At 72.4% G+C, this 24,353-nt stretch carries 27 protein-coding genes; 19 read left to right on the top strand and 8 right to left on the bottom strand.

The window, feature by feature from the left end; genetic code table 11:
* Window positions 1-16: 16 nt before the first annotated feature.
* The 7 genes from GA0115234_RS11030 (at window position 17) to GA0115234_RS11000 (ending at window position 5,705) form a co-directional block, all read left to right on the top strand.
* Complete coding sequence (locus GA0115234_RS11030) at window positions 17-385, top strand: holo-ACP synthase (RefSeq protein ID WP_093540742.1); 369 nt, start codon at window positions 17-19, stop codon at window positions 383-385.
* 4 nt (window positions 386-389) lie between these two features.
* Window positions 390-1,841, top strand: a complete 1,452-nt coding sequence (locus GA0115234_RS11025; protein ID WP_093540741.1) for an NAD(P)H-hydrate dehydratase — start codon at window positions 390-392, stop codon at window positions 1,839-1,841.
* A 48-nt stretch (window positions 1,842-1,889) separates the two neighbouring features.
* Complete coding sequence (locus tag GA0115234_RS11020) at window positions 1,890-2,273, top strand: DUF488 domain-containing protein (RefSeq protein WP_093540740.1); 384 nt, start codon at window positions 1,890-1,892, stop codon at window positions 2,271-2,273.
* Window positions 2,274-2,370: 97 nt separating this feature from the next.
* Window positions 2,371-3,525 (top strand): alanine racemase, encoded by a 1,155-nt coding sequence (gene alr / locus GA0115234_RS11015; protein ID WP_093540739.1) that lies wholly within the window; start codon window positions 2,371-2,373, stop codon window positions 3,523-3,525.
* 93 nt (window positions 3,526-3,618) lie between these two features.
* Window positions 3,619-4,875, top strand: a complete 1,257-nt coding sequence (locus GA0115234_RS11010; RefSeq protein ID WP_093540738.1) for an alpha/beta fold hydrolase — start codon at window positions 3,619-3,621, stop codon at window positions 4,873-4,875.
* The gene (tsaE, locus tag GA0115234_RS11005; RefSeq protein WP_093540737.1) at window positions 4,844-5,374 is read left to right on the top strand and encodes a tRNA (adenosine(37)-N6)-threonylcarbamoyltransferase complex ATPase subunit type 1 TsaE; all 531 of its coding nucleotides are present in this window, start codon (window positions 4,844-4,846) and stop codon (window positions 5,372-5,374) included. The genes GA0115234_RS11010 and tsaE overlap by 32 nt, the downstream gene beginning before the upstream one ends.
* A gap of 130 nt (window positions 5,375-5,504) precedes the next feature.
* Window positions 5,505-5,705 (top strand): hypothetical protein, encoded by a 201-nt coding sequence (locus GA0115234_RS11000; protein ID WP_093540736.1) that lies wholly within the window; start codon window positions 5,505-5,507, stop codon window positions 5,703-5,705.
* Between the two features lie 35 nt (window positions 5,706-5,740).
* On the opposite strand, the gene GA0115234_RS10995 is transcribed toward GA0115234_RS11000, so the two are convergent.
* Window positions 5,741-6,301: a L,D-transpeptidase gene (locus tag GA0115234_RS10995; protein WP_093540735.1), complete on the bottom strand. Its 561-nt coding sequence runs from the start codon at window positions 6,299-6,301 to the stop codon at window positions 5,741-5,743.
* Window positions 6,302-6,454: 153 nt separating this feature from the next.
* On the opposite strand from GA0115234_RS10995, the gene tsaB reads away from it, so the two are divergent.
* The 4 genes from tsaB to GA0115234_RS10975 are packed head-to-tail and all read left to right on the top strand — an operon-like array spanning window position 6,455 to window position 9,037.
* Entirely contained in the window at window positions 6,455-7,117 is a 663-nt protein-coding gene (gene tsaB / locus GA0115234_RS10990) for a tRNA (adenosine(37)-N6)-threonylcarbamoyltransferase complex dimerization subunit type 1 TsaB (RefSeq protein WP_256088705.1), read from the top strand.
* Entirely contained in the window at window positions 7,114-7,629 is a 516-nt protein-coding gene (gene rimI, locus GA0115234_RS10985) for a ribosomal protein S18-alanine N-acetyltransferase (RefSeq protein ID WP_093540734.1), read from the top strand. Before tsaB ends, rimI begins: the two co-directional genes overlap by 4 nt.
* Window positions 7,629-8,735, top strand: a complete 1,107-nt coding sequence (tsaD, locus tag GA0115234_RS10980) for a tRNA (adenosine(37)-N6)-threonylcarbamoyltransferase complex transferase subunit TsaD (protein ID WP_093540733.1) — start codon at window positions 7,629-7,631, stop codon at window positions 8,733-8,735. Before rimI ends, tsaD begins: the two co-directional genes overlap by 1 nt.
* Window positions 8,732-9,037: a hypothetical protein gene (locus GA0115234_RS10975; RefSeq protein WP_093540732.1), complete on the top strand. Its 306-nt coding sequence runs from the start codon at window positions 8,732-8,734 to the stop codon at window positions 9,035-9,037. Before tsaD ends, GA0115234_RS10975 begins: the two co-directional genes overlap by 4 nt.
* Before the next feature lie 37 nt (window positions 9,038-9,074).
* On the opposite strand, the gene GA0115234_RS10970 is transcribed toward GA0115234_RS10975, so the two are convergent.
* On the bottom strand, window positions 9,075-9,767 hold the full coding sequence (locus tag GA0115234_RS10970) for a TetR/AcrR family transcriptional regulator (RefSeq protein WP_370804276.1): 693 nt from the start codon (window positions 9,765-9,767) through the stop codon (window positions 9,075-9,077).
* A 222-nt stretch (window positions 9,768-9,989) separates the two neighbouring features.
* Here GA0115234_RS10970 and GA0115234_RS10965 point away from each other — a divergent pair, with 222 nt between their 5' ends.
* The 5 genes from GA0115234_RS10965 to GA0115234_RS10945 all read left to right on the top strand — a co-directional run bounded on the left by GA0115234_RS10965 (window position 9,990) and on the right by GA0115234_RS10945 (window position 14,397).
* Complete coding sequence (locus tag GA0115234_RS10965; protein ID WP_176729138.1) at window positions 9,990-11,483, top strand: MFS transporter; 1,494 nt, start codon at window positions 9,990-9,992, stop codon at window positions 11,481-11,483.
* A 41-nt stretch (window positions 11,484-11,524) separates the two neighbouring features.
* Window positions 11,525-11,890, top strand: coding sequence for a YciI family protein (locus tag GA0115234_RS10960; protein WP_093540729.1), 366 nt, complete (start codon window positions 11,525-11,527; stop codon window positions 11,888-11,890).
* A gap of 41 nt (window positions 11,891-11,931) precedes the next feature.
* Window positions 11,932-13,203, top strand: a complete 1,272-nt coding sequence (locus GA0115234_RS10955) for an RNA polymerase sigma factor (protein ID WP_093540728.1) — start codon at window positions 11,932-11,934, stop codon at window positions 13,201-13,203.
* Between the two features lie 112 nt (window positions 13,204-13,315).
* Window positions 13,316-13,981, top strand: a complete 666-nt coding sequence (locus GA0115234_RS10950) for a hypothetical protein (protein ID WP_093540727.1) — start codon at window positions 13,316-13,318, stop codon at window positions 13,979-13,981.
* A 50-nt stretch (window positions 13,982-14,031) separates the two neighbouring features.
* Window positions 14,032-14,397 (top strand): hypothetical protein, encoded by a 366-nt coding sequence (locus tag GA0115234_RS10945; protein WP_093540726.1) that lies wholly within the window; start codon window positions 14,032-14,034, stop codon window positions 14,395-14,397.
* Between the two features lie 29 nt (window positions 14,398-14,426).
* Here GA0115234_RS10945 and GA0115234_RS10940 read toward each other — a convergent pair whose 3' ends face one another.
* Window positions 14,427-15,695: a THUMP-like domain-containing protein gene (locus tag GA0115234_RS10940; RefSeq protein ID WP_093540725.1), complete on the bottom strand. Its 1,269-nt coding sequence runs from the start codon at window positions 15,693-15,695 to the stop codon at window positions 14,427-14,429.
* A gap of 115 nt (window positions 15,696-15,810) precedes the next feature.
* Between GA0115234_RS10940 and GA0115234_RS10935 the strand changes: the two genes are divergently transcribed.
* On the top strand, window positions 15,811-16,824 hold the full coding sequence (locus GA0115234_RS10935; protein ID WP_237541257.1) for a polysaccharide deacetylase family protein: 1,014 nt from the start codon (window positions 15,811-15,813) through the stop codon (window positions 16,822-16,824).
* 190 nt (window positions 16,825-17,014) lie between these two features.
* On the opposite strand, the gene GA0115234_RS41355 is transcribed toward GA0115234_RS10935, so the two are convergent.
* The gene (locus tag GA0115234_RS41355) at window positions 17,015-17,488 is read right to left on the bottom strand and encodes a DUF6234 family protein (RefSeq protein ID WP_141718417.1); all 474 of its coding nucleotides are present in this window, start codon (window positions 17,486-17,488) and stop codon (window positions 17,015-17,017) included.
* A gap of 315 nt (window positions 17,489-17,803) precedes the next feature.
* On the opposite strand from GA0115234_RS41355, the gene groES reads away from it, so the two are divergent.
* Together groES and groL are read left to right on the top strand one after the other, a co-directional pair.
* Window positions 17,804-18,112 carry a co-chaperone GroES gene (groES, locus tag GA0115234_RS10925; RefSeq protein ID WP_093540722.1) on the top strand — a complete coding sequence of 103 codons (309 nt, stop codon included), beginning with the start codon at window positions 17,804-17,806 and terminating at the stop codon, window positions 18,110-18,112.
* A gap of 97 nt (window positions 18,113-18,209) precedes the next feature.
* Window positions 18,210-19,835, top strand: coding sequence for a chaperonin GroEL (gene groL, locus GA0115234_RS10920; protein WP_093540721.1), 1,626 nt, complete (start codon window positions 18,210-18,212; stop codon window positions 19,833-19,835).
* Window positions 19,836-20,080: 245 nt separating this feature from the next.
* Here groL and GA0115234_RS10915 read toward each other — a convergent pair whose 3' ends face one another.
* From GA0115234_RS10915 to GA0115234_RS10900, 4 genes are read right to left on the bottom strand one after another with little or no spacing between them, the layout of a single operon-like run.
* Window positions 20,081-21,109: a hydroxyacid dehydrogenase gene (locus tag GA0115234_RS10915; RefSeq protein ID WP_093540720.1), complete on the bottom strand. Its 1,029-nt coding sequence runs from the start codon at window positions 21,107-21,109 to the stop codon at window positions 20,081-20,083.
* 37 nt (window positions 21,110-21,146) lie between these two features.
* Window positions 21,147-22,001, bottom strand: a complete 855-nt coding sequence (locus GA0115234_RS10910) for a carbohydrate ABC transporter permease (protein WP_093540719.1) — start codon at window positions 21,999-22,001, stop codon at window positions 21,147-21,149.
* Window positions 21,998-22,891, bottom strand: a complete 894-nt coding sequence (locus GA0115234_RS10905) for a carbohydrate ABC transporter permease (RefSeq protein ID WP_093540718.1) — start codon at window positions 22,889-22,891, stop codon at window positions 21,998-22,000. Before GA0115234_RS10905 ends, GA0115234_RS10910 begins: the two co-directional genes overlap by 4 nt.
* Entirely contained in the window at window positions 22,891-24,216 is a 1,326-nt protein-coding gene (locus GA0115234_RS10900) for an ABC transporter substrate-binding protein (RefSeq protein ID WP_093540717.1), read from the bottom strand. Before GA0115234_RS10900 ends, GA0115234_RS10905 begins: the two co-directional genes overlap by 1 nt.
* Window positions 24,217-24,353 lie beyond the last annotated feature (137 nt).

The following is a 24,353-nucleotide window of genomic DNA, read 5'->3' as shown; positions in this document are numbered from 1 at the left end:
GAATGAGGGAACACACGTGATCATCGGGGTCGGGATCGACGTGGCCGAGATCGAACGGTTCGACGAGGCACTGGAACGTACGCCGCAGCTGGCCTACCGGCTCTTCGTGGAGAAGGAGTTGCTGCTGCCCAGCGGCGAGCGGCGCGGCATCGCCTCGCTCGCCGCCAGGTTCGCCGCGAAGGAGGCCCTCGCGAAAGCGCTCGGCGCACCCGCCGGACTCCACTGGACGGACGCCGAGGTGTACGTCGAGGAGAGCGGGCAGCCCCGGCTGCGGGTCCGCGGCACGGTCGCCGCCCGCGCCGCCGAGCTGGGCGTACGGCACTGGCACGTCTCCCTCAGCCATGACGCGGGGGTGGCGTCGGCCGTGGTGATCGCGGAGGGTTGAGCACATGCGTACCGCCTACAGCGTTCAGACCGTACGGGCCGCCGAGCGGGCCCTGATGGCCAGACTGCCCGAGGGCGCGCTGATGCAGCGCGCCGCCGCCGGGCTCGCGGCGGCCTGCGCCGATGTGCTGCGACGGCGCGGCCGGGTGTACGGGTCCCGGGTCGTCCTCCTCGTCGGCAGCGGCGACAACGGGGGCGACGCGCTGTACGCGGGCGCCCGGCTCGCCCGCCGGGGCGCCGGTGTGCGCGCCGTGCTCACCGCGCCCGAGCGGGCCCACGAGGGCGGTCTCGCGGCCCTGCTCGCGGCCGGCGGGCGGATCGCGGAGGGCGCGGACGCCTGGGGCGGCCACATCGACCTGGTGGTGGACGGGATCACCGGCATCGGCGGCCGGGGCGGGCTGCGGCCGGGCGCCGCCGAGCTGGTGCGGGCCTTCGCGGCGACCGGCGCGCCGCTGCTCGCCGTGGACCTGCCCAGCGGGGTCGAGGCCGACACCGGCGAGGTGCTCGGCGACGCGGTGCGCGCCGACGCGACCGTCACCTTCGGCACGTACAAGCCGGGCCTGCTCATCGACCCGGCCGCCGAACGGGCGGGCGCGCTGCACCTCGTCGACATCGGGCTCGGGCCCGAACTGCCGGACACCCCCGACCTGGAGGTGCTCCAGTACGCGGACGTCGCCGCGCTCCTGCCCGTCCCCGGCGCGGAGAGCGACAAGTACCGGCGCGGGGTCGTCGGCGTCGTCGCCGGTTCCGCGCGGTACCCGGGCGCGGCGGTGCTGGCCGTCTCCGGGGCGCTGCGGGGCGGCGCGGGGGCCGTGCGGTACGTCGGTCCGGGCGCGGACGCGGTGATCGCCCGGCACCCGGAGACGCTGGTCCACCCGGGGCCGCCGTCGAAGGCGGGGCGGGTGCAGGCCTGGGTCGTGGGGCCCGGACTCGGTGACGGCACGGAGGCCGCCGAGGCGGTCCGGGACGTGCTGGCGGCGGAGGTCGCGGTGCTGGTGGACGCGGACGGGCTGCGGCTGCTGGACGCCGGTGCCGTCCGCGCGCGCACCGCGCCGACCGTCCTCACCCCGCACGCCGGTGAGGCCGCCGCGCTGCTCGGCGTCCCGCGCGAGGAGGTCGAGGCCGGGCGGCTCGCCGCCGTACGGGAGCTGGCCGCCCGCTACCGCGCCACGGTCCTGCTCAAGGGCTCGACGACCTTGGTCGCCGCCGACGAACCGGGCACTCCCGTACGGGTCAATCCGACCGGCACCTCCTGGCTGGCCACGGCCGGCAGCGGTGACGTGCTCTCCGGGCTGACCGGCTCGCTGCTGGCCGCGGGCCTCGCCCCGCGCGACGCCGCGTCGGCCGCCGCCCATCTGCACGGACTCGCCGCCCGCCACGCCTCCGACGGCTCGCCGGTCGCCGCACAGGACGTCGCGGAGGCGATCCCGGCGGCGTGGCGGGACGTACGGGCCTGAGTGATCCTGGGCAGCGGGGACCGACCGCAGCCGACAGGAGGGCCGACCGTGGGCAGCAGCGAGGTACGCGTACGCCGGGTGTACGAGCCGAAGGAGGACGGCGACGGCACCCGGGTCCTCGTCGACCGGCTCTGGCCGCGCGGCGAGTCCAAGGAGAAGGCCGCGATCGACAGGTGGCTCAAGGACATCACCCCGTCGAACGAGCTCCGCGACTGGTACCACCAGGACCGCACCGCCACCCGCTACGACGCGTTCGTCGAGCGCTACCGCGCCGAACTGGCCGATCCCGCCCACACGGCGGCCGTCGGCGAACTGGTCGAACTGGTCCGGGCGGGTGGCCCGGTGACCCTGGTCACCGCCGTCAAGGACGTACCGCACAGCCATGTCCCGGTCATCGTCGACCAGCTGGAACACGAGCTGCGCCATCACTGAGGCGCACACCCGGCACCGGACGGCCGCCCGCTGCGCCGGGACCCTTCCGACCCGCCGCCCGAGGGCCCTGCCGCACGCCTCTGAGAGACTGGGCGCGATGAACGAGACAGCGTCCTTGAGAGCCCGTGCCGAGATCGACCTCGACGCACTGCGCGCCAACGTGCGCGTACTGCGCGCGCGGGCGGGCGGCGCGCAGCTCATGGCCGTCGTCAAGTCCGACGCGTACGGGCACGGGGCGGTGCCCTGCGCCCGCGCCGCGCTGGAGGCCGGGGCGACCTGGCTGGGCACCGCGACACCGCAGGAGGCACTGGCCCTGCGGGCGGCCGGACTGGGCGGCCGGGTGATGTGCTGGCTGTGGACCCCCGGCGGCCCCTGGCGCGAGGCGATCGAGGCAGACATCGATGTGTCGGTGAGCGGAATGTGGGCCCTGGACGAGGTCGTCGCCGCGGCCGCGGAGGCGGGCCTCCCGGCCAGGATCCAGCTCAAGGCGGACACCGGCCTCGGGCGCAACGGCTGCCAGCCCGCCGACTGGCCGGAGCTGGTCGCCGCCGCCCGTGGCGCCGAGCGGGCGGGCACCGTCCGGATCACCGGCCTGTGGTCCCACTTCGCCTGCGCCGACGAGCCCGGCCACCCCTCCATCGCCGCCCAGCTGGCCGTGTTCCGGGACATGGTGGCGTACGCGGAGAAGGAGGGCGTCGAACCCGAGGTGCGCCACCTGGCCAACTCCCCGGCGACGCTGACGATCCCCGAGGCCCACTTCGACCTCGTACGGACCGGGATCGCGATGTACGGCATCTCGCCCAGCCCCGAGCTGGGCACCCCGGCCGATTTCGGACTGCGCCCCGTCATGCGGCTCGTCGCGTCGGTCGCCCTGGTCAAGCGGGTGCCGGCCGGCCACGGGATCAGCTACGGCCACCACTACACGACCTCCGCCGAGACGACCCTGGGCCTGGTGCCGGTCGGCTACGCGGACGGCATCCCGCGCCATGCCTCCGGCCGGGCCCCGGTCCTGGTCGGCGGCGTCACCCGGCGGATCGCCGGCCGGGTGGCGATGGACCAGTTCGTCGTCGACCTCCACGGGGACGAGGTCGAGGTGGGCAGCGAGGCGGTGCTCTTCGGCCCGGGGGACCGGGGCGAGCCGAGCGCCGAGGACTGGGCGCGGGCCGCCGACACGATCGCGTACGAGATCGTCACCCGGATCGGTGCCCGCGTACCGCGCGTGCATCTCCACGCGACCCCGGCCGAGTCCTGATCGATGGTGCGCCGCCGACCGGGCACGATCTGATCACGACCGGAACCGACCGGCCCTGACCTGACGGATACGACCGACGAGGAGCGCGGCACGGTGAGCGAGATCAGCGCGGGGGACGCGGTGACGACGGCCGCTACGGCGGTCGGCTGGCGCCGGGCGGGCATCGCCGGAGCCGCCATAGGCGTGATCGCGGCGGGCGCGGCCGCCGGTGTCGCGGTCGAGCGGCTCACCGTCGGCCGGGGCATGCGCAGACGGGCCAGGCTGGCCCTGGACGCCACCGGACCGTACGGCTCGCTGCGCGGTCTGCCGGGCCGGGCCACCGCCGACGACGGCACCGAGCTGTACTACGAGGTCGACGAGGTCGAACCGGCCGGTGGCGCGGGGGCCGCCGCGGACGGTGCGGGCGACGCCACCGGCACCGGCCCGCGCCGCCGCAGGCTCTTCGGCCGCAAGGACCCCGTGCCCGTCACTGTGGTCTTCAGCCACGGCTACTGCCTCAGCCAGGACTCCTGGCACTTCCAGCGGGCGGCGCTGCGCGGTCTGGTGCGTACCGTCCACTGGGACCAGCGCAGCCACGGCCGCTCCGAGCGGGGCCGGGCCCAGGCGGACGGGGTGACGGTCGGCATCGACCAGCTCGGCCGCGATCTGAAGGCGGTGATCGACGCGGCGGCCCCCGAGGGCCGACTGGTGCTGGTCGGGCACTCGATGGGCGGGATGACGATGATGGCGCTCGCCGACCAGTACCCCGGGCTGATCCGGGACCGGGTCGCCGCCGTCGCCTTCGTCGGCACATCGAGCGGGAAGCTCGGCGAGGTCGATTTCGGGCTGCCGGTCGCGGGCGTGAACGCGGTGCGGCGGGTGCTGCCCGGGGTGCTCCGGGCGCTCGGCTCCCAGCCGGAGCTGGTGGAGCGGGGCCGCCGGGCGACCGCGGATCTCTTCGCCGGGCTGATCAAGCGGTACTCGTTCGGTTCGCGGGACGTCGATCCGGTGGTCGAGCGGTTCGCCGAGCGGCTCATCGAGTCCACCCCGATCGATGTGGTCGCCGAGTTCTATCCGGCCTTCACCGAACACGACAAGAGCGGCGCGCTGCCCGCCTTCCGTGACGTCCCGGTGCTGATCCTGGCGGGCGACAAGGACCTGGTGACGCCCAGCTCGCACAGCGAGGCCATCGCGGACCAGCTCCCGGACGCGGAGCTGGTCATCGTGCCGGACGGCGGTCATCTGGTGATGCTGGAGCACCCCGAGACGGTCACGGACCGGCTGGCGGACCTGCTCGTACGCGTCGGAGCGGTACCGGCAACGGCTAACGTTGGCGGACATGGAAGCACCGCACAACAGCCTGACGACTGAGGCCGCCGGGGACGCCGCACCGGGCACCGTCACCGTGAGCCTGGCCGTCGAGTCCCCCGAACAGATGCAGGAGCTGGGCCGCCGGATCGCCGCGGTCCTGCTCCCCGGCGACCTCGTGATGCTCACCGGCGAGCTCGGCGCCGGGAAGACGACGCTGACCCGGGGGCTCGGCGAGGCCCTCGGCGTGCGCGGCGCGGTCACGTCCCCCACCTTCGTGATCGCCCGCGTCCACCCGTCGCTGACCGGTGGCCCGGCACTGGTCCATGTCGACGCGTACCGCCTGGGCGGCGGGCTCGACGAGATGGAGGACCTGGACCTCGACGTGTCGCTGCCCGAGTCCGTGGTGGTCGTGGAGTGGGGCGACGGCAAGGTCGAGGAGCTGTCCGACGACCGGCTGCACGTGGTGATCGACCGCGCGGTCGGCGACACGGACGACGAGCGGCGCGAGGTGACGCTGGTCGGGATCGGCGCGCGCTGGGCGGGACTGCGCGAGGTCTGAGCGCGGGACCGGGTTCCGACAGGCTGTCGGCAAATTGTTGCGCCGGGTGGCGGAGGCGTGGTCACATGGATGGCGAGAGCGGGTTAGGTCTGCCTAACCACGCCTTCCACCGGAGCCTCAGGAGGCATCCATGACGACGTCCGCCGAACGCGAAGTGCCGCCGCCGCCATCGATGAGAGACCTGCTGGCGGCCTGTGCCGCGGCCACGGCGGTCTCCACGCCGCCGCCGTCCGCGGACGGGGACAGGGATGAGGGTGTGGACGGCGAGGAAGCCCCGGCCGCCGCTCCCGCGCCCCGCTCCGGGACCGGCCCCGGACGACGGGCGGGCTGAGCGCGCGGGCCCGTGCCGGGCCCCGCGACCGCGTCCTACGGGACGACGACGACCTTCGTGTTCACCATCGCGAAGTCCCACATGGCGTCCCCGTCCTCCCGGGACATCCGCACGCCGCCCGTCTTCAGCGTCGGGTCCGGGCTCTCCATCGAGCCGTCGACCGCCGCGCTGAAGCCCACGGCCACGTTGTCCACCATCGCGAACCGCACCACGTGTTCGATCATCACGCCGTCCGAGCCCTTGGTGGGGGCGCCCTGGCGCGGGGTGTTCACCCGATAGGTGCCGGGGAGCGGATTCAGCGCGCTCGGCATGACCTCGAAGGTCCGGACGGCCTTCCCGGCCGCGTCGACGAGCCACACCCGGCGGTCGGCCAGGGCGTACACGACCCGCTTCCCGGTGCCGGAGTGCGCGGGGAGCGTGGCCGGGCGCGGCTTCTCCTTCGGCTTCGCGTGCTCGGTGGCCGTGGCGGTGGCCTTCGGCTTGGGGGCCGCGACACTGGCGGGGGCGTTCGCCGAAGCCTGGAAGGCCAGGACGCCGACCGCGACGAGCGCCGCGGCAGTGAGCCCGGCCACGATTCCCGAGCTGCCCCTAGACACCGTGCGCGCCCCTTTCGCTTCCGCATGTCGTACAAGCGTTTAGCGTGTACGTCGTACCCGCGTGTACGCGCTGACGGTAGCAGCAGGGGCCGGGCGTGCCGGGACGCCGTACGGGAGGCCGTGCCCCCGTCGGCGGAGCCGTAGGCTGTTTGCGTGCTCTTGCTCGCCGTGGATACCGCCACCCCCGCCGTCACCGTCGCCCTGCACGACGGGACCTCCGTCGTCGCCGAGTCCGGACAGGTCGACGCCCGAAGGCACGGGGAGCTGCTGCTTCCCGCCGTCGACCGGGTCCTCGCCGAGGCCGGGACGGCACTCGACGCCGTGACGGACGTGGTCGTCGGCGTCGGCCCCGGCCCGTACACCGGGCTCCGGGTCGGCCTGGTCACCGCCGCGGCCTTCGGCTCCGCCCTCTCCGTACCCGTGCACGGGCTGTGCACCCTGGACGGGCTCGCGTACGCGGCGGGCCGGGCCGGGCTGGAGGGGCCGTTCGCCGTCGCGACGGACGCCCGCCGCAAGGAGGTCTACTGGGCGAGGTACGACGACCCGCGCACCCGGGTCACCGGGCCCGCCGTCGACCGGCCCGCCGACATCGCCGGACAGCTCGCCGGGCTGCCCGTCGTCGGCGCGGGCGCGGTGCTCTACCCCGAGGCGTTCCCGGACGCCCGGGAGCCCGAGCACGTCAGCGCCGGGGCGCTGGCCGCCCTCGCCGCCGAGCGGCTCGCCGCGGGCGAGGAGCTGCTGCCGCCGCAGCCGCTCTACCTCCGCAGGCCCGACGCCCAGGTGCCGAAGAACTACAAGGTGGTCACCCCGAAGTGACGACCACGACTGCCGTTCTGCGCGAGATGCGCTGGTGGGACATCGATCCGGTGCTGGAGCTCGAACGCGAGCTGTTCCCGGACGACGCCTGGTCGGCCGGCATGTTCTGGTCCGAGCTGGCGCACTCCCGCGGCCCGCGGGCCACCCGCCGCTACGTCGTCGCCGAGGACCCCGCCACCGGCCGGATCGTCGGCTACGCGGGCCTCGCCGCTGCCGGTGACCTCGCCGATGTGCAGACGATCGGGGTCACCCGCGGCCACTGGGGAGGCGGCCTCGGCTCCGAACTCCTCACCGACCTGCTGAAGCACGCCACGGCCTTCGAGTGCGCAGAGGTGCTCCTCGAAGTCCGCGTCGACAACACCCGGGCCCAGAAGCTGTACGAACGCTTCGGCTTCGAACCGATCGGCTTCCGCCGCGGCTACTACCAGCCGGGCAACGTCGACGCACTCGTCATGCGCCTCCACGTACAAGAGCACGTGCACGAGCACGTACAGGGAACAGAGACTGACTGATGGCTGACGAACCGCTCGTACTCGGCATCGAGACCTCCTGCGACGAGACCGGCGTCGGCATCGTCCGGGGCACGACCCTGCTCGCCGACGCCGTCGCGTCCAGCGTCGACACCCACGCCCGCTTCGGCGGCGTCGTCCCGGAGATCGCCTCCCGCGCCCATCTGGAGGCGATGGTCCCCACCATCGAGCGCGCCCTGAAGGAGGCCGGGATCAGCGCCCGCGACCTCGACGGCATCTCCGTCACCGCGGGCCCCGGGCTCGCGGGCGCGCTGCTGGTCGGCGTCTCGGCGGCGAAGGCGTACGCGTACGCGCTGAACAAGCCGCTCTACGGGGTGAACCACCTCGCCTCGCACATCTGCGTGGACCAGCTGGAGCACGGCCCGCTGCCCGAGCCCACGATGGCGCTGCTGGTCAGCGGCGGTCACTCCTCGCTGCTGCTCGCGCCGGACATCACCAACGACGTACGGCCGCTGGGCGCGACCATCGACGATGCGGCGGGCGAGGCCTTCGACAAGATCGCCCGGGTGCTGAACCTGGGCTTCCCCGGCGGCCCGGTCATCGACCGGCTGGCGAAGGAGGGCGACCCGGAGGCGATCGCGTTCCCGCGCGGTCTGACCGGTTCGCGCGATCCCGCCTACGACTTCTCCTTCTCGGGCCTGAAGACCTCGGTGGCCCGCTGGATCGAGGCCAAGCGCGCGGCGGGCGAGGAGGTGCCGGTACGGGACGTGGCGGCGTCCTTCCAGGAGGCCGTGGTGGACGTGCTCACCCGAAAGGCGGTCCGGGCCTGCAAGGACGAGGGCGTCGACCACCTGATGATCGGCGGCGGGGTCGCGGCCAACTCGCGGCTGCGGGCGCTGGCCGAGGAGCGGTGCGAGCGGGCCGGAATCCGGCTGCGGGTGCCGCGTCCCGGGCTGTGCACGGACAACGGCGCGATGGTCGCGGCGCTGGGCGCGGAGATGGTGGCCCGGGGCAGGCCCGCCTCGGACCTGGAGCTGTCCGCGGACTCCTCGCTCCCGGTGACCGACCCCCATGTGCCGGGCGCCCACGCGCACGGCCACGACCACGATCACGTCCACGAGATCAGCAAGGACAACCTGTACTCATGACCGTCGCCCTCATGTGGGAGGCCCGCGCCGTGGCCGGACGGGGAGCCGAACTCCTGGAGTGGGCGCGGGCCCGTTCGGCCGAGCTGACCCGCGAGCCGCTCCGCCGCGAACTGCTGCGCGCCCCGCAGGACCGGGTCCTGGTCATCACCTGGTGGGCGGGCGGCTACGGCGACGAGCTGCCCGAACTCCCCGAACCGGACACCGGACTGGTCACCCGCCCGGTGCACCGCTGGCGCTTCGAGTCGCTGGGGGCCGACGGGACTGCTGACGGGGCTGGCGGGACCGACGGGTCCGTCGGCTGACCCGTTCCGGGCCGGGGCCGGTCCCACGGCCGGTCCCTCAGCCGACGGCGGTGCCCCGGTCGATCAGCCCCTGGACGATCGCGTCGAGTTCGTCCGCCACCTCGTAGTCGGCGGCGTACGCGCGCCAGTCGTCCTTGATCGCGGTGAGCCGGGGCAGCGTCGCCGCGTCCTCCTCGGTCACCATCTCGGGGAACCAGCGCCTGTTCGGCGGATTGTCCGCGCGGCGCCCGGCCGCCCGGCGGAAGATCAGGTCGCCGTAGACGTAGCTCCAGATCGTCCGGTACGCGCGTACCGCCTGGGCGGGGGAGAGGCCGCAGGCGAGCGCCGAGTCGATGATCTCCTCGACCATCCACAGCGCGTTCCGGTCGGTCAGCTCGCCCAGCGCCAGGATGTCCAGCACCCACGGCATCCGGGACAGGATGTCGTGCATGTGCACGGCCACGGCGAGCAGCCGCTCGCGCGGGTCCTCGGGCAGGTGGGGACGGGGGAAGGCGGCCGCGGTGCCCGACAGGGTGAGCATCAGCAACTCGTCCTTGTCCTGCACGTAGTGGTAGAGCGCCATCGGCGTGGAGCCGAGCTCCTTCGCCACCCGCCGCATGCTCAGGGCGTCCACGCCCTCTTCCTCGACGATGCGGCGCGCGGTGGCGACCATCGCGTCCGGGTCGAGCCTGCGCGGCCGCCCCACCGATCGTTTCGCAGGCGTCTGCTTCTTCGCAGACGCCTTCTTTATGGGCGCCCTCTTTGCGGGCGCCTGCTTCTTCTCTGTCCCTGCCACCTCGGCATTGTCTCCCGTACCCCGCCGTTCCCGCCCCTGCCCGGACCGTCGCGTGACTAATTTCTATACGCGTATAGTAATCATTCGACCGAATGATCCGGAGGGAAGGGAAGAGTCGTGGACGATCAGTCACGGCATACGCGTTGGCTGCTGGTGGTGGCCCTCGTCGTGCAGTTCATGGTGGCGTTGGACATGTCCGTGGTGAATGTCGCGCTGCCGGACATGCGCGGCGATCTGGGCTTCACGCCCCAGGGGCTGCTGTGGGTGGTGAACGCCTACGCGCTGGCCTTCGGCGGGCTGCTGATGCTCGGCGGCCGCCTCGCCGATCTGCTCGGCAGCCGCCGGGTCCTGACGGCGGGCCTGGTGCTGTTCGGCGCCGCGAGCCTGGCCGGCGGGCTCGCCCGGTCGCCCGGCGGGCTCATCGCCGCGCGGGCGGTGCAGGGGATCGGGGCAGCCGCGCTCGCCCCGGTCGCCTTCGCGCTGATCGCCCTGGCCTTCCCGGCCGGACCCGCCCGCTCCCGCGCCCTGGGGCTGTGGGGCATGGCGGGCGCGGCGGGCGGCGCGGTCGGCGTACTCGCGGGCGGGGTGCTCACCGACGCGGCGGGCTGGCGCGCGGTGATGCTGGTGAATGTGCCGATCGTGGGGTTCGCGCTGGTGGGGGCCGCGCGCAGCGGACTGCGGGGCGGCACGGTCCGGACCGGCGCCCGGCTCGACGTGGCGGGGGCGCTGCTGGCCACCGCGGGGACGACGCTGCTGGTCCTCGGACTCGTACGGACATCGACCGACGCCTGGGGGTCGGCCCGGACGCTGGGCACGCTGGGCGCCGCCGTGCTGCTGCTGATCGCCTTCGTCGTCGTCGAACGGCGGACCGCCGATCCGCTGCTCCGCCCCGGGCTGCTGACCCAGCGGCCGGTCCTGACCGCGAATCTCTTCTGCCTGCTGCTGAGCTCCGGGCAGTTCGCCGCGTTCTACTTCGTCTCGCTCTACATGCAGCAGGTTCTCGACTACGGGCCGACCGCCGCCGGGGTCGCCTTCCTGCCGTTCTCGGCAGGCGTCGTCACCGGCTCGGTCATCGCCACCCGTACGGTCGCTGCGCTCGGCACCGGACGGCTGCTGGCGCTCGGCGGCCTCCTGACCGCGCTCGGCATGGCCGGGTTCGCGGCGACGGCGCGGGCGGACGGCAGCTTCCTGCACTCGATCCTCGGCCCGTCCCTGGTCTGCAGCATCGGCGTCGGGATGTGCTTCGTACCGCTGGGCACGGCGGCCACGACCGATGTGGCGCCCGAGGAGACGGGCATGGCCTCCGGGCTGCTGAACAGCGCCCGCCAGGTGGGCGGCTCGCTGGGGCTCGCCGTCCTGGTCACCGTCGCCGCCCGGGTCACCGGGGACGGCGGCCGGCCCGCCGACCTGGCGGCCGGGTACGCGGCGGCGTTCTGGGTCTGCGCCGGGCTGCTCGTGGTGGCGGCGCTGGTGGCCGTGGTGCTGCTCCCGGGGCGCGGGACCGCCCCGAGGGCCGCGGGGGCGGCGGACCCGGAAGCCGCTCCGGTGGAGAACCCGGAAGCAGCTCCGGTGGCGGACCCGGAGACCGCTCCGGTGGCCGGACCGGAAAGTTCTCAGAAGAATTTCCCGGGAACTGTCGATCCGGCCGGATCCCGTTCGACGCAAGGGTGAGAGACGGGGACAGCCCCCGCCCTTTTGACCTAGGAGTCACCATGCCCCGCTTCATGTCGCTGATCCGCATCGACGAGCAGAGCCCCTTCGACGCCCCGGACCCCGAGTTCGAGAAGCGCATGGGCGCCCTGTTCGAGGAGATCACCAAGGCCGGCGTCATGCTGGAGACGGCCGGGCTCACCCCGACCTCCCAGGGGACCAGGGTCACCTGGTCCGGCGGGAAGCTCAGCCACACCGACGGGCCCTTCACCGAGACCAAGGAGGTCGTCGGCGGCTACGCCATCCTCCAGGTCAAGGACAAGGAGGAGGCCCTGGAATGGACCCGGCGCTTCCTGCGGACCCACCCGGAGAGCTGGACCGTGACCTCCGAGATCCGCCAGATCGACGAGGCCACCATGGGAGCCTGACCGGCCCCGCTTGCCCCGCCCCGGCACGGCTGCTGTGATGGGTGACCGTGACGGCAGCACGTGCGACCGGGGCGGTCGAAGCGGTCTTCAGGATCGAGTCCGCGCGGATCATCGCAGGTGTCACCCGCATCGTGCGGGACGTAGGCATCGCCGAGGAAATCGCGCAGGACGCCCTGGTGGCCGCACTGGAACAGTGGCCGGAGTCAGGTGTCCCGGACCGGCCGGGCGCCTGGCTCATGGCCACCGCCAGACACCGCGCGATCGATCTCGTACGCCGCAAGGAGACCTACGCGCGCAAGCTGGCCGAGGTGGGGCGGTCCCTGGAGGACGTGCCGCCGCCCGAGCCCCCCGAGGCGGACGGCATCGACGACGATCTGCTCCGGCTGATCTTCACCGCCTGCCATCCGGTGCTCTCCACCGAGGCCCGGATCGCCCTCACCCTGCGGCTGCTCGGCGGCCTGACCACCGACGAGATCGCCCGCGCGTTCCTGGCCCCCGAACCGACCGTCGCCCAGCGCATCGTCCGGGCGAAACGGACCCTGGGCCGCGAGGGCATCCCCTTCGAGGTGCCGTACGGACCGGAGCGCGCCGCCCGTCTCGGTCCGGTGCTCGAAGTGATCTACCTGATCTTCAACGAGGGGTACGCGGCGACCGCGGGCGACGACTGGCTGCGCCCCGCGCTCTGCGAGGACGCGCTGCGGCTGGCCCGGGTGCTCGCCGGCCTGATGGAGCGGGAGCCCGAGGCCCACGGACTGGCCGCGCTGCTGGAGCTCCAGGCCTCGCGCACCGCCGCCAGGACCGGGCCGGACGGTGCGCCGGTGCTGCTCGCCGACCAGGACCGGGCCCGCTGGGACCGTCTGCTGATCCGGCGCGGGGTCGCTGCCCTGGAGCGGGCCGTGGCGGCGACCGGGGCGGGTGCCGGGCTCGGCCCGTACACCGTGCAGGCCGCGATCGCCGCCTGCCACGCGCGGGCGGTGACGTACGAGGACACCGACTGGAACACCATCGCCGCCCTCTACGACCGCCTCGCCGCGATCGCGCCGTCCCCGGTCGTCGAGCTGAACCGGGCCGTGGCGGTCTCGATGGCGCGGGGCCCGGAGGCGGGCCTCGCCCTGGTCGACGCCCTGGCCGATGATCCGGCGCTGCGGAGCTACCACCTGCTGCCCAGCGTCCGCGGGGACCTGCTGGCCAGGACGGGGCGCATGGACGAGGCGCGGGCGGAGTTCGCGCGGGCGGCCGGACTGACCCGCAACGCACGGGAACGGGCGATGCTCCTGGACCGCGCGGAGCACCCGGCCCGCGACGGCCGCTGAGTGACCGTCACCGGGCCGGGCCGCCACGCCGCGCGACCGGAGCGGCGGGAGCCGGGCGCCGAGGCGCCGCGCCCGAACCGGCCCTCCGCGCACGGTCGGTAGGGTCTGCCCCATGTCTCGTCGCGCACCACTGCCGCCACCGCCACCGCCCGTGGAGATACGTTCCTGGCCCGACCGGGAGGCCCTGCTCGCCGACCGGGCCGCGGTGCTCGGGGCGCTGGTCCGGGAGCACGTCTCACCGGGGCGGCTGGCGCTGCTGTGGCTGTGGGGAGCGCTCTGCGCGCTCGGCTGGCTGCTGGTGGGCACGGCGCTGATCACCTTCGAGGAGTCGTACGACGTCATCAGCGCAGCGGTCGGGGTGATCATCGTCGCCATGGGCGTCGGCTGTGTGGTGCCGGCGGCCATCGTCGTCGTCATCGGCCTGCGCCGGGACCGCAGGATCCGCCGGCTGCTCGACGCCTGGGGCGGCCTGGACCGCGATCCGGCACGCGACGCGGCCCTGCGGATGCCGGGCGCCTCCCTCGCCTGGCTGCTGATGTCCTTCGCGCTCTGCGCTGCCGGGCTGTACGCGTGCTTCGCCGTCCCGGCCGGTGGCGCACTGAACGGGGAGGCCTACGGTCTGGCCGTCCTGGTCATGGGGCTCGGGCTGACCGGCTGGATCGTCGGACTCATCGGCCTGGTCAAGGCGTTCGCCCACCGGCGCTGGGTGCTGCGGGTGCTGGCCGGGGCGCCCGCGCCCGAGCCGCTGTTCTCCGTAGGGGGCGGCGCTCACCGCTGACCCCGGTCCTATCCTGACGTGACACATGGGTCACGCAGGGGGAGGACGACATGGAGTGGTACTGGTGGGTGCTCATCATCTTCTGGACGGGCGGCTTCGGCTGGGCCGTCGACAACGCCCGTACGGCACTGCGCAACCGGCACGCCCGCAGGCTCGAACTCCTTGACGCTGCCAGGCAGGAACGGCTGGCCCTCGAAGCGGCGAACCGGCCGCCGGAGCCGGTCTGCGGCTGCACGCACCATCTCGCCAAGCACGACAAGCAGGGCAAGTGCCATGAGCGCATCGAGGTGCCGACGGCCTGGGACGAGGCCAAGAAACCGGTCCGCTTCGAGTCCGGGCAGTGCAACTGCCAGCAGTACGTGGGCCCTCAGCCGCTCTCGCAGGTGTACGCGGAGGACCTGACCGACCTCGCCTGAGGGCCGCCGGTCTCAGGGCCTGTCGGAGGTCACCCGACAGGCTCTCGGGCCGGGCCGGTCAGCGGGTGGCCGAGCAGCATCGTCGGTGCTCCGGCCACCCGGGTCAGGAAGACCGTCGCGGAGTTCGGCCCGGCGAGCTTCATCCGGCGGCGCAGTTCCTCCGGTTCGACCGCCGAGCCGCGCTTCTTGACCGTCAGCACGCCCACCTTCCGCTCCCGCAGCAGCGCCTTCAGCTTCTTCATGTTGAAGGGGAGCCGGTCGGTGATCTCGTACCCGGAGACGTACGGGGACGCGTACGGCTCGTCGCTCGTGATGTACGCGATCGTCTCGTCGACCAGCCGGCCCTCGCACCGCGCCACCAGGTCGGCGACCAGATGGGCGCGGATGACGGCGCCGTCCGGCTCGTACAGATAGCGGCCGACCGGGCCGACGGGCGGGGCGGGCAGCGGAGCCCCGGCCCACAGGGTGGCCCCGGCCGGGAGCACGGTGGCGCGGTACGAACCGGCCGCGAAGCCCTCGCCGAACCAGAGCACCGCCTCCTTCACATCGCCGCCGTCCGAGATCCACTCGGCCTCCGCCTGCGCCGGGATCGCCTCGTGCGGGATGCCCGGAGCGATCTTCAGGGCGGCGCGGGGGGCCGCGAGTGCGGCGCCGGTCGCCCAGGAGAGCGGTGGCGAGTACGCCTCCGGGTCGAAGATCCGGCCCCTGCCGCCGCGCCGGGCCGGGTCGACGAAGACCGCGTCGTAGGGCGAGGTGTCGATGTCGGCGACATCGGCGCACCGCACCTCGATCAGACCGTCCAGGCCCAGCGCGACGGCGTTGGCGCGGGCCACCTCGGCGGTCAGCGGGTCACGGTCCACGGCGAGCACACCGATGCCCGCCCGCGCGAGCGCGATCGCGTCGCCGCCGATCCCGCAGCAGAGGTCGGCGACCCGGCGCACCCCGCCCGCCTCCGCGAACCGCCGCGCGCGATGGGCGGCCACCGACGTACGGGTCGCCTGCTCGACACCGTTCGGCGTGAAGAACATCCGGTACGCGTCCTCGGCGCGGAACTTCGCCACCGCCCGCTGCCGGAGCCGCGCCTGCCCCAGCGCCGCCGACACCAGGGCGGCCGGGTGGGTGCGGCGCAGCCGGGTGGCGGTGGCGAGTTCCCGGGCGGGGTCGTACGACCGCAGCTCGTCCAGGAGCGCGGCGCCCTCGGGGGTGCGCAGGGCCTGGAAGGCGGCGATGGGGTCGGGGGCGTCGGACCGGCCGGCGCCGGACGGGTCGTTCGGGGCGAGAGCGTTCACCCGCCCCATTGTGAGCCAGCCGGGTAGACCGGCGGGCCCGGCGGCGGTGTCGGGCCGTGAGGCCGATCACGTGCTGGCAGGATGCGACGCCATGCAACTTGTACGACAAAACGAAAAAAACACTATGAAGAGACGCAGATCGGGCGCGCCCCCGTCCGGGCGCGGCCGGAGTCCGGGCGGGCACCGGCCCGCCTGCGCCGTCCTGGCCGCGCTCCTGGTCGCCGCGGTCGGCTCCGGCTGCGCCTCGGGGTCCGGCGGGCAGGCGGGCGGCGAGGGCGAGCGCCGGGAGCGGCCCGTCGTCGGCTTCCCGGGCGCGGAGGCGGGCACGAACCCAGGCGCCGGACATCCGGGCGGTCCCGGGGAGCGCGCCCCCCAGGTCCGCGAACCCGGCGAGGCCCATGAGAACGCGAAGCTCAGCCCGGCCGTGCGGGCGATGCTCGCCAAGAAGTGGGGGCTGGACAGGACGCCGCTGGTCGCACCGGCGCCGCCCGTGGTGAAGCCGCGCATCACCACCCGCAAGGGCTTCGAGGTGGAGGACGGCGACGACTCGCTGCCGCCGGTCTTCACCACCGTCCCGACCAAGGACCGCGTCGTCTTCCTGACGATCGACGACGGCTCCGAGAAGGACCCCGAGCTGTTGCAGATGATGGACGAGCTGGACATCCCGTACAGCGCGTTCCTCAGCGACTACGAGGTGAGCGACAACTACGGATACTTCGGCGAGGCACAGCGGCTGGGCGTCGCCCTCAACAACCACACGCTCACCCACCCCTATCTGCCCGGCCTCCCGTACACCGAGCAGAAGCGCGAGATCTGCCACCAGCAGGACATCATCGAGAAGCAGTTCGGGAAGCGGCCCGTCCTCTTCCGCCCGCCGTACGGCAACTACAACGGGGACACGCTCCGCATCGCGCGGTCCTGCGGGATCAAGGCGGTGCCCCTCTGGAACGCCGAGGCCTTCCCTGACCACATGGAGTGGCGTGAGGAGGACGAGGACCTGCACCCGGGCGACATCATCCTCACGCACTTCCGGGGACGCGGTGAATGGGGCGGCAGCATGGCCGACCTGGTCCGGGCGGTCATGAAGACCGTCACGGACCGGGGCTACGCCGTGGCCCGGCTGGAGGACTACGTATGAGACGCGCGCACCGGCTGCTGGCCGGACTGCTGGCGGCCGGTGCGCTCCTCACCACCACCGGCTGCGCGCAGTCGGTGGACCCGATCGAACGGCTGGGCCGCAAGGCCGCCCAGCGGGTGAACCACGCGCCGCGGACGCCGGCGCGCGGCGACCACGGCGAGCCGGGCTCCCTGGTCGTGATCGCCTGCCGTCAGCCGCCGGAGTCCCGGCACTCCCGGCTGTCGCCGCCGCTGAGGCACTGGTGGCCGGTGCGGCCGGGATCGTACGAGGGGGCGGGCGCGGGCACCGGCTGCGGGCGGCCGTAGTCCTCGTGCCCGGCCCGCAGCGTCACCACGCACAGCACCAGCGCCGCCAGCACCTGGATCGCGCCCGCCCAGGGCCAGTCGGCCCGGATCAGCACGACGGCGAAGAGGCAGGCGGCCGCGGTGATCCCACCGAAGACCAGGACGGGCGTCCAGTCCGTCGTCGGAGGCCCCGTCGGCGCCGGGCCGCCCGGATCCGCCCGGGAGAGTGCCAGCTGGAGCGCGGCGACGCCGCAGATCAGCGCCTCCAGGAACACCAGCAGCAGCCCGAGCACCACATCGAGGCAGCCGTTCACGGCGCGCGATGCGTACGGCCGCCCCGGACTCGGGTCCGGCCGCGGGTACGGAGAGGGGTGCGTCATGCCCACACGGTCGTACGGAACGGTCCGGTCCATCCGTACGTTGTCCCCATGGTGTCCGGACCGTTGTCCGGACGATGCCCCGGCCGTCGCGTGCGGCGCCCCGCGGGTGGTGCGGCGGCGACGCCACGACCACTCGAATTGGCACTCCGCTTGACCGAGTGCTAATCGCGGTCATAGTCTCGGTTCTGGCACTCACCACTGGAGAGTGCCAGCAGTACTGCGCGACTGGCAGGTCCGGCACCCGCGACGACGGATCGACCTGGTCGCCACCCAAGACTGTTACCCCGTGAGATCTCCGAAGGGGGAGACCGGATCGTGTCGACCGCCAGCACCAAGGTTGCGATCAAGCCGCTCGAGGACCGCATTGTGGTCCAGCCGCTCGACGCCGAGCAGACCACGGCCTCCGGCCTGGTCATTCCGGACACCGCCAAGGAGAAGCCCCAGGAGGGCGTCGTCCTGGCCGTGGGCCCGGGTCGCTTCGAGAACGGCGAGCGCCTTCCGCTCGACGTCAAGACCGGCGACGTCGTGCTGTACAGCAAGTACGGCGGCACCGAGGTGAAGTACAACGGCGAGGAGTACCTCGTCCTCTCGGCTCGCGACGTCCTCGCGATCATCGAGAAGTAATTCACCCACGTTTTCTGTTCTGCGCCCCTGGCCCCCTGCGAACTAACCAGCCGGGCGGTCGGGGGCGCAGTTCGTTCGAGAGGAAAGCTCAGCTCCCATGGCGAAGATCCTGAAGTTCGACGAGGACGCCCGTCGCGCCCTCGAGCGCGGCGTCAACAAGCTTGCCGACACGGTCAAGGTGACGATCGGCCCCAAGGGCCGCAACGTCGTCATCGACAAGAAGTTCGGCGCTCCCACCATCACCAACGACGGTGTCACCATCGCGCGCGAGGTCGAGCTCGACGACCCGTACGAGAACCTCGGTGCCCAGCTGGTGAAGGAGGTGGCGACCAAGACCAACGACGTCGCGGGTGACGGTACGACCACCGCCACCGTGCTCGCCCAGGCGCTCGTCCGCGAGGGTCTGCGCAACGTCGCCGCCGGTGCCTCCCCGGCCGCCCTGAAGAAGGGCATCGACGCCGCGGTCAAGGCCGTGTCCGAGGAGCTCCTCGCGACCGCCCGCCCGATCGACGACAAGACCGACATCGCCGCCGTGGCCGCGCTCTCCGCGCAGGACCCGCAGGTCGGCGAGCTCATCGCGGACGCGATGGACAAGGTCGGCAAGGACGGTGTCATCACCGTCGAGGAGTCCAACACCTTCGGTCTGGACCTCGACTTCACCGAGGGCATGGCCTTCGACAAGGGCTACCTGTCCCCGTACATGGTGACCGACCAGGAGCGTATGGAGGCCGTCCTCGACGACCCGTACATCCTGATCCACCAGGGCAAGATCGGTTCGATCCAGGAGCTGCTCCCGCTGCTGGAGAAGGTCATCCAGGCCGGTGGCTCCAAGCCGCTGCTGATCATCGCCGAGGACGTCGAGGGCGAGGCGCTGTCGACCCTCGTCGTCAACAAGATCCGTGGCACCTTCAACGCCGTCGCGGTGAAGGCCCCGGGCTTCGGTGACCGCCGCAAGGCCATGCTCGGCGACATCGCCACCCTCACCGGTGCGACCGTCATCGCCGAGGAGGTCGGCCTCAAGCTCGACCAGGCCGGTCTGGACGTGCTGGGCACCGCCCGCCGCGTCACCGTCTCCAAGGACGACACGACGATCGTGGACGGCGGCGGCGAGCCCGGCGACGTCAAGGGCCGGGTCAACCAGATCAAGGCCGAGATCGACGCCACGGACTCCGACTGGGACCGCGAGAAGCTCCAGGAGCGCCTCGCGAAGCTGGCCGGCGGCGTGTGCGTGATCCGCGTCGGTGCCGCCACCGAGGTGGAGCTCAAGGAGAAGAAGCACCGTCTGGAGGACGCCATCTCCGCGACCCGCGCCGCGGTCGAGGAGGGCATCGTCTCCGGTGGTGGCTCCGCTCTGGTCCACGCCGTCAAGGTCCTGGAGGGCAACCTCGACAAGACCGGCGACGAGGCCACCGGTGTCGCGGTCGTGCGCCGCGCCGCTGTCGAGCCGCTGCGCTGGATCGCCGAGAACGCCGGCCTCGAGGGCTACGTCATCACCTCGAAGGTCTCCGAGCTCGACAAGGGCCAGGGCTTCAACGCCGCGACCGGCGAGTACGGCGACCTGGTGAAGGCCGGCGTCATCGACCCGGTCAAGGTCACCCGCTCCGCGCTGGAGAACGCCGCGTCCATCGCGTCGCTGCTGCTCACGACCGAGACCCTGGTCGTCGAGAAGCCGGCCGAGGAAGAGGCAGAGGCCGCCCACGGCGGCCACGGCCACTCGCACTGACGCGTAACCGCTCGGGGCGCACAGCCGCAGAAGGCCCCCTGTCCCACCGCTCGACGGTGGGACAGGGGGCCTTTCGGCGTACCGGGGGGCTTCGGGCGCACCTGTCAATCGTGCGTACTTGTCAATACGCAGAACTCCCCATGGGATCTCCGCCCGCCGCTCGGCAGAGTGGGGCCGCGGACAGGCTCCGCACGGAGAAGGCCGGTCGGCCCGGGGGATGCCGACCGGCCGGGACCGTTTCCGTGCTACGCCGAGCGCGTCAGCGCCCCCGCGAACACCGGGTCCGCGAAGGGCAGACCGGCCGTGAAGCGCTCCAGCTCGTCCAGCGCCTGATCGGCCATCCGGTGCAGCTCATCGCCCAGCGAACCCGCCACATGCGGAGTGAGCAGCACATTGGGCAGCGTGTACAACGGCGATTGCGCGGGCGGCAGTTCGGGGTCCGTCACATCCAGCACCGCCCGCAGCCGGCCGGTCGTCAGCTCGGCGAGCAGCGCCTCCTCGTCGACCAGCGAACCCCGGGCCGTGTTGATCAGCGTCGTCCCGGTCGCCATGGCGGACAGCTGCGCCGCACCGATCAGATGGTGCGTCTCCGGCAGCTGCGGCGCGTGCACCGAGACCACGGAGCTGCTCGCGCACAGCTCGTCGAGCGGGGCGAGCCGTACGCCGAGCCGCGCCGCCTCCGCGCCGTCCACGTACGGGTCGTACAGCAGCACGTCCAGGTCGAAGGGGCGCAGCAGTTCGATGACGCGCCGGCCGATGCGGGAGGCGCCGACGATGCCGACCGTACGGCGGTAGTTGCCGGCCCCGTCGAGCTCCGAGAGCCAGTCGTGGTCGGTGCGCAGCTCGCGGTAGCGGTGCGCGGTGTGCAGGATCCGCTTGCCGGCGAACAGGATCGTGGCGAGGGTGAATTCGGCGACCGGCAGGGCGTTGGCATTGGCCGCCGAGGTGACGGCGATGCCGCGGTCCCAGCAGGCGTCGGTGATGTGGTGCTTCACGGAGCCCGCGGCGTGCACGACGGCCCGCAGCCGGGGCGCGGCCGCCAGCACTCCCTCGGTGAGCGGCGTCGCTCCCCAGCAGGTGAACAGGACCTCGGCCTCGGCGAGCGCGGTGGCCACCTCGGGCGTCGGGTCGGCCAGGTCGTGGGCGACGAGGTGCGGGTCGGTGCGGGTGAGCTCGGCCAGCCGGGTGCGGTGGCGGTCGGCGAGGAGCCGGTCGGCGATGCCGGGCCCCATCGCGAGCAGGGCCGTCGGCCGGTTGTCAGTGGCGTGGGGCATGGTGGAACTCGTACTCCTCAGGGCTCGCGGGGGAGAGTCACTTGACGCTGCCGGCGGTCAGTCCGGCCTTCCAGTGCCGCTGAAGCGAGACGAAGGCGACGATCAGGGGGATGACGGCGAGGAGGGAGCCGGTGACGACGAGCGGATAGAAGCTCGGCTCGCCGTGGGTGTTGGTGTTCCACGAGTACAGACCGAGGCTCAGCGGGAAGAGCTTGCGGTCCGAGAGCATCACGAGGGGGAGGAAGAAGTTGTTCCAGATCGCGGTGAACTGGAAGAGGAAGACCGTCACGAAGCCCGGCATGACCATGCGCAGTCCGATGGACCAGAAGACGCGCAGCTCGCCGGCCCCGTCGATACGGGCGGCCTCCAGGGCCTCGTTCGGTATGTAGCCGGTGCTGAACACCCGGGCGAGATACACGCCGAACGGATTGACCAGCACCGGGATCAGCACCGACCAGTAGGTGTTGACCAGGCCGGTCTTGGAGGCCAGGAGGTACATCGGCAGGGCGAGTGCCGTGGTGGGCACCAGCACACCCATCAGCACCAGGGCGAACAGCTTCTCCTTGCCCCGGAATTCGTACTTGTCGAAGGCGTACCCCGCGGCGACGCAGATCAGCGAGCAGACGATCGCCCCGCCGCCCGCGTACATGAGGCTGTTGAGGTACCAGCGGAAGTAGATGCCGTCGCCGTAGGAGGCCAGGTTCGACAGGTTCTCGCCGAGGTTGAAGCCCTCGAAGGAGAAGGCGTTGCCGGCGAGCAGACCGCCGGTGTCCTTGGTGGCGGCGGTGACCAGCCAGACGAGGGGGAAGAGCATGTAGACGACGGCGAGCACGAGGAAGCCGTTGACCGCGGTCTTCGACATCCAGCGGCCGCGGGAGGCGGGGGAGTTCATGCTTTCTTGCCCTTCCGGCCGGTGAAGCGGGTGACGACGAAGGACAGCAGCGCGGCCGTGAGCGCCAGCAGGATGGAGGCGGCCGCGGCGAGCCCGTAGTCGTTGCGCTCGAAGGCCGCGGTGTACGCGTACATGTTCGGCGTCCAGGTGGAGGAGACGGCGGAGCCGGTCCCCTTGTTGAGGATCAGCGGCTCGGTGAACAGCTGGAGCGAGCCGATGACCGTGAACAGCGCGACCATCACCAGGGAGGAGCGGATCAGCGGCACCTTGATGCTGAGCGCGGTGCGCCAGGCACCGGCCCCGTCGACGGTGGCCGCTTCGAGCACGGAGCGGTCGATGGCCTGCAACGCGGCGTAGAAGATCACCATGTTGTAGCCGAGCCACTCCCACAGCGCGATGTTGACGATGGAGGGAAGGGCACCGTCGGGGGAGAAGAAGTCGAAGCCGATCCCGCCGGACTCCATGGCGCTGACCACCGGGCTGAGCTGCGGGGTGTACAGGTACACCCAGATCAGCGCGGCGATGATGCCGGGCACGGCGTGCGGCAGGAAGAGCGCGAGCTGGAAGAACCGGCGGGCGCGGGCCAGCGTGGAGTCCAGCAGCAGGGCGAGGGCGAGGGCGCCGACGAGCAGCAGCGGAATGTAGAACAGGCAGTATCCGAGGAGTACGCCGAAACCCTCGCGGAACGCCCGGTCGCCCAGGGCCGCCGTGTAGTTGTCGAGTCCGCTGAAGACGGTCTCGGTGCCGCCGAAGCCCAGGCCGGACTGCTTCTCGGTGAACAGGCTGAGCCAGACCGCGTAACCGATCGGCAGGACCATCACCAGGGTGAACAGTACGAAGAAGGGCCCCAGCAGGATGGCGGCGGCTCTGGTCGTCCGGGCGCGCTTCATCAGCCTGCGTCCTCGACCTTCAGACCGCGCTTCTTCAGCTCGGCGACGGTGGCGTCGTGCCCGGCCTTCACGGCGTCCTTGATGGTGGTGCCGCCGCTCGCGACCTTGCCGAACTGGTCCTTCATGGTGGTGTTCGTCGTGCCGGTCGTCGGGCCCCAGTTCCAGTTCGGGCCGATCGACGTCGCGGCGCCCTCGAAGACCTGGTAGATGTCCTCACCGCCGTAGAACCCGGCGTCGAAGGACTTCTTGGCCACCGGGCGCAGCGCCGCCGCGGCCGGGAAGGCGCTCGACGTGCCGGACTCGATGCGGGCCTTGATGCCTTCCTCGGTGGTCGACATCCAGGTGGCGAACTCGACCGCGGCCTTCGCCTTCTTGCTGGTCTTCGTCACCGCGAAGGTGGAGCCGCCGAGCATGCCGCTGGCGGGCTTGCCGTCCCAGCTGGGCATCGGGGCGACGGCCCACTTGCCGCTCTGCTCGGGCAGCGTGCCCTTGAGGACACCCGCGCCCCAGGCGGCGCCGAGGTAGCCCACGGTGCCGCCGTTCTTGAGGGAGTTGGTCCACTCGGGGCTGAACGAGGCGTTGGCGCGGATCAGGTCGTCGTCGAGGAGACCCTGCCAGTAGTCGGCGACCTTGTTGGTGGCCGCGTCGGCGGTGCTGACCTTCCAGGTGTCGCCCTCGGGCTTGTACCACTGGGCGCCGGCCTGCCAGGCCATCGCCTGGAAGGTGGTCGGGTCATCGGGGAAGAAGGTGCCGATCCTGGCCTTCTTGTCGGCCTTCTTGATCTTCTCGGCGGCCTTGCGGAACTCGTCCCAGGTCTTGGGGACCTCGACGCCGTACTTCTCGAACAGGTCCTTGCGGTAGTAGAAGGACTGCGGCGAGGCGTCGAAGGGGACGGCCCAGTTCTTGCCGCCGAGCGTCGTCAGCTCGACCGCCTGCGGCAGCAGCTTCTTGCGGATGTCCTCGGTGAAGTACTGGCCGATGTCCTGGAGCGCGCCCTGACTGACGTACTCCGGGAGCTGCGGGTACTCGATGGAGACCAGGTCGGGGGCGTTGCCCGCCTTCACCGCGTTGGAGATCTTGGCGTAGCCGCCGGCGTTGCCGGACGGGATCTCCTCGTACACCACCTTGATGTTCTTGTGCGAGGCGTTGAACGCGTCGACGACCTCCTTGGACCCCTTGGCCCAGCCCCAGAAGGTGATGCTGACGGGCTTGCCGTCGGTTCCGGTGGCGGAGTCGTCGCCGCTGCCGCCACAGGCCGTGAGGAGGGCGAGGGCGGTGGCGGTGCCGACTACGGCGAGGGACGTTCTGCTCGGACTGCGGCTCACAGCGAGGCTCCTGAACTGGCGGCGACATTGGCGTTGGCCGTGATCCTTGGACCAGTCGTGACCGAAGTCAAGAGCGAAAGATCGATTGATCGAAAAAAGATCAGATAAGTTACGTACGGAAGCGTGCGGGGCACGCT

The sequence above is a fragment of the Streptomyces sp. DvalAA-43 genome (assembly GCF_900091725.1).
GTDB classification, from domain to species: domain Bacteria; phylum Actinomycetota; class Actinomycetes; order Streptomycetales; family Streptomycetaceae; genus Streptomyces; species Streptomyces pulveraceus.
The sequence above is the reverse complement of the archived record's forward strand: the minus strand, read 5'-3'. Positions and strand labels throughout refer to the sequence as shown.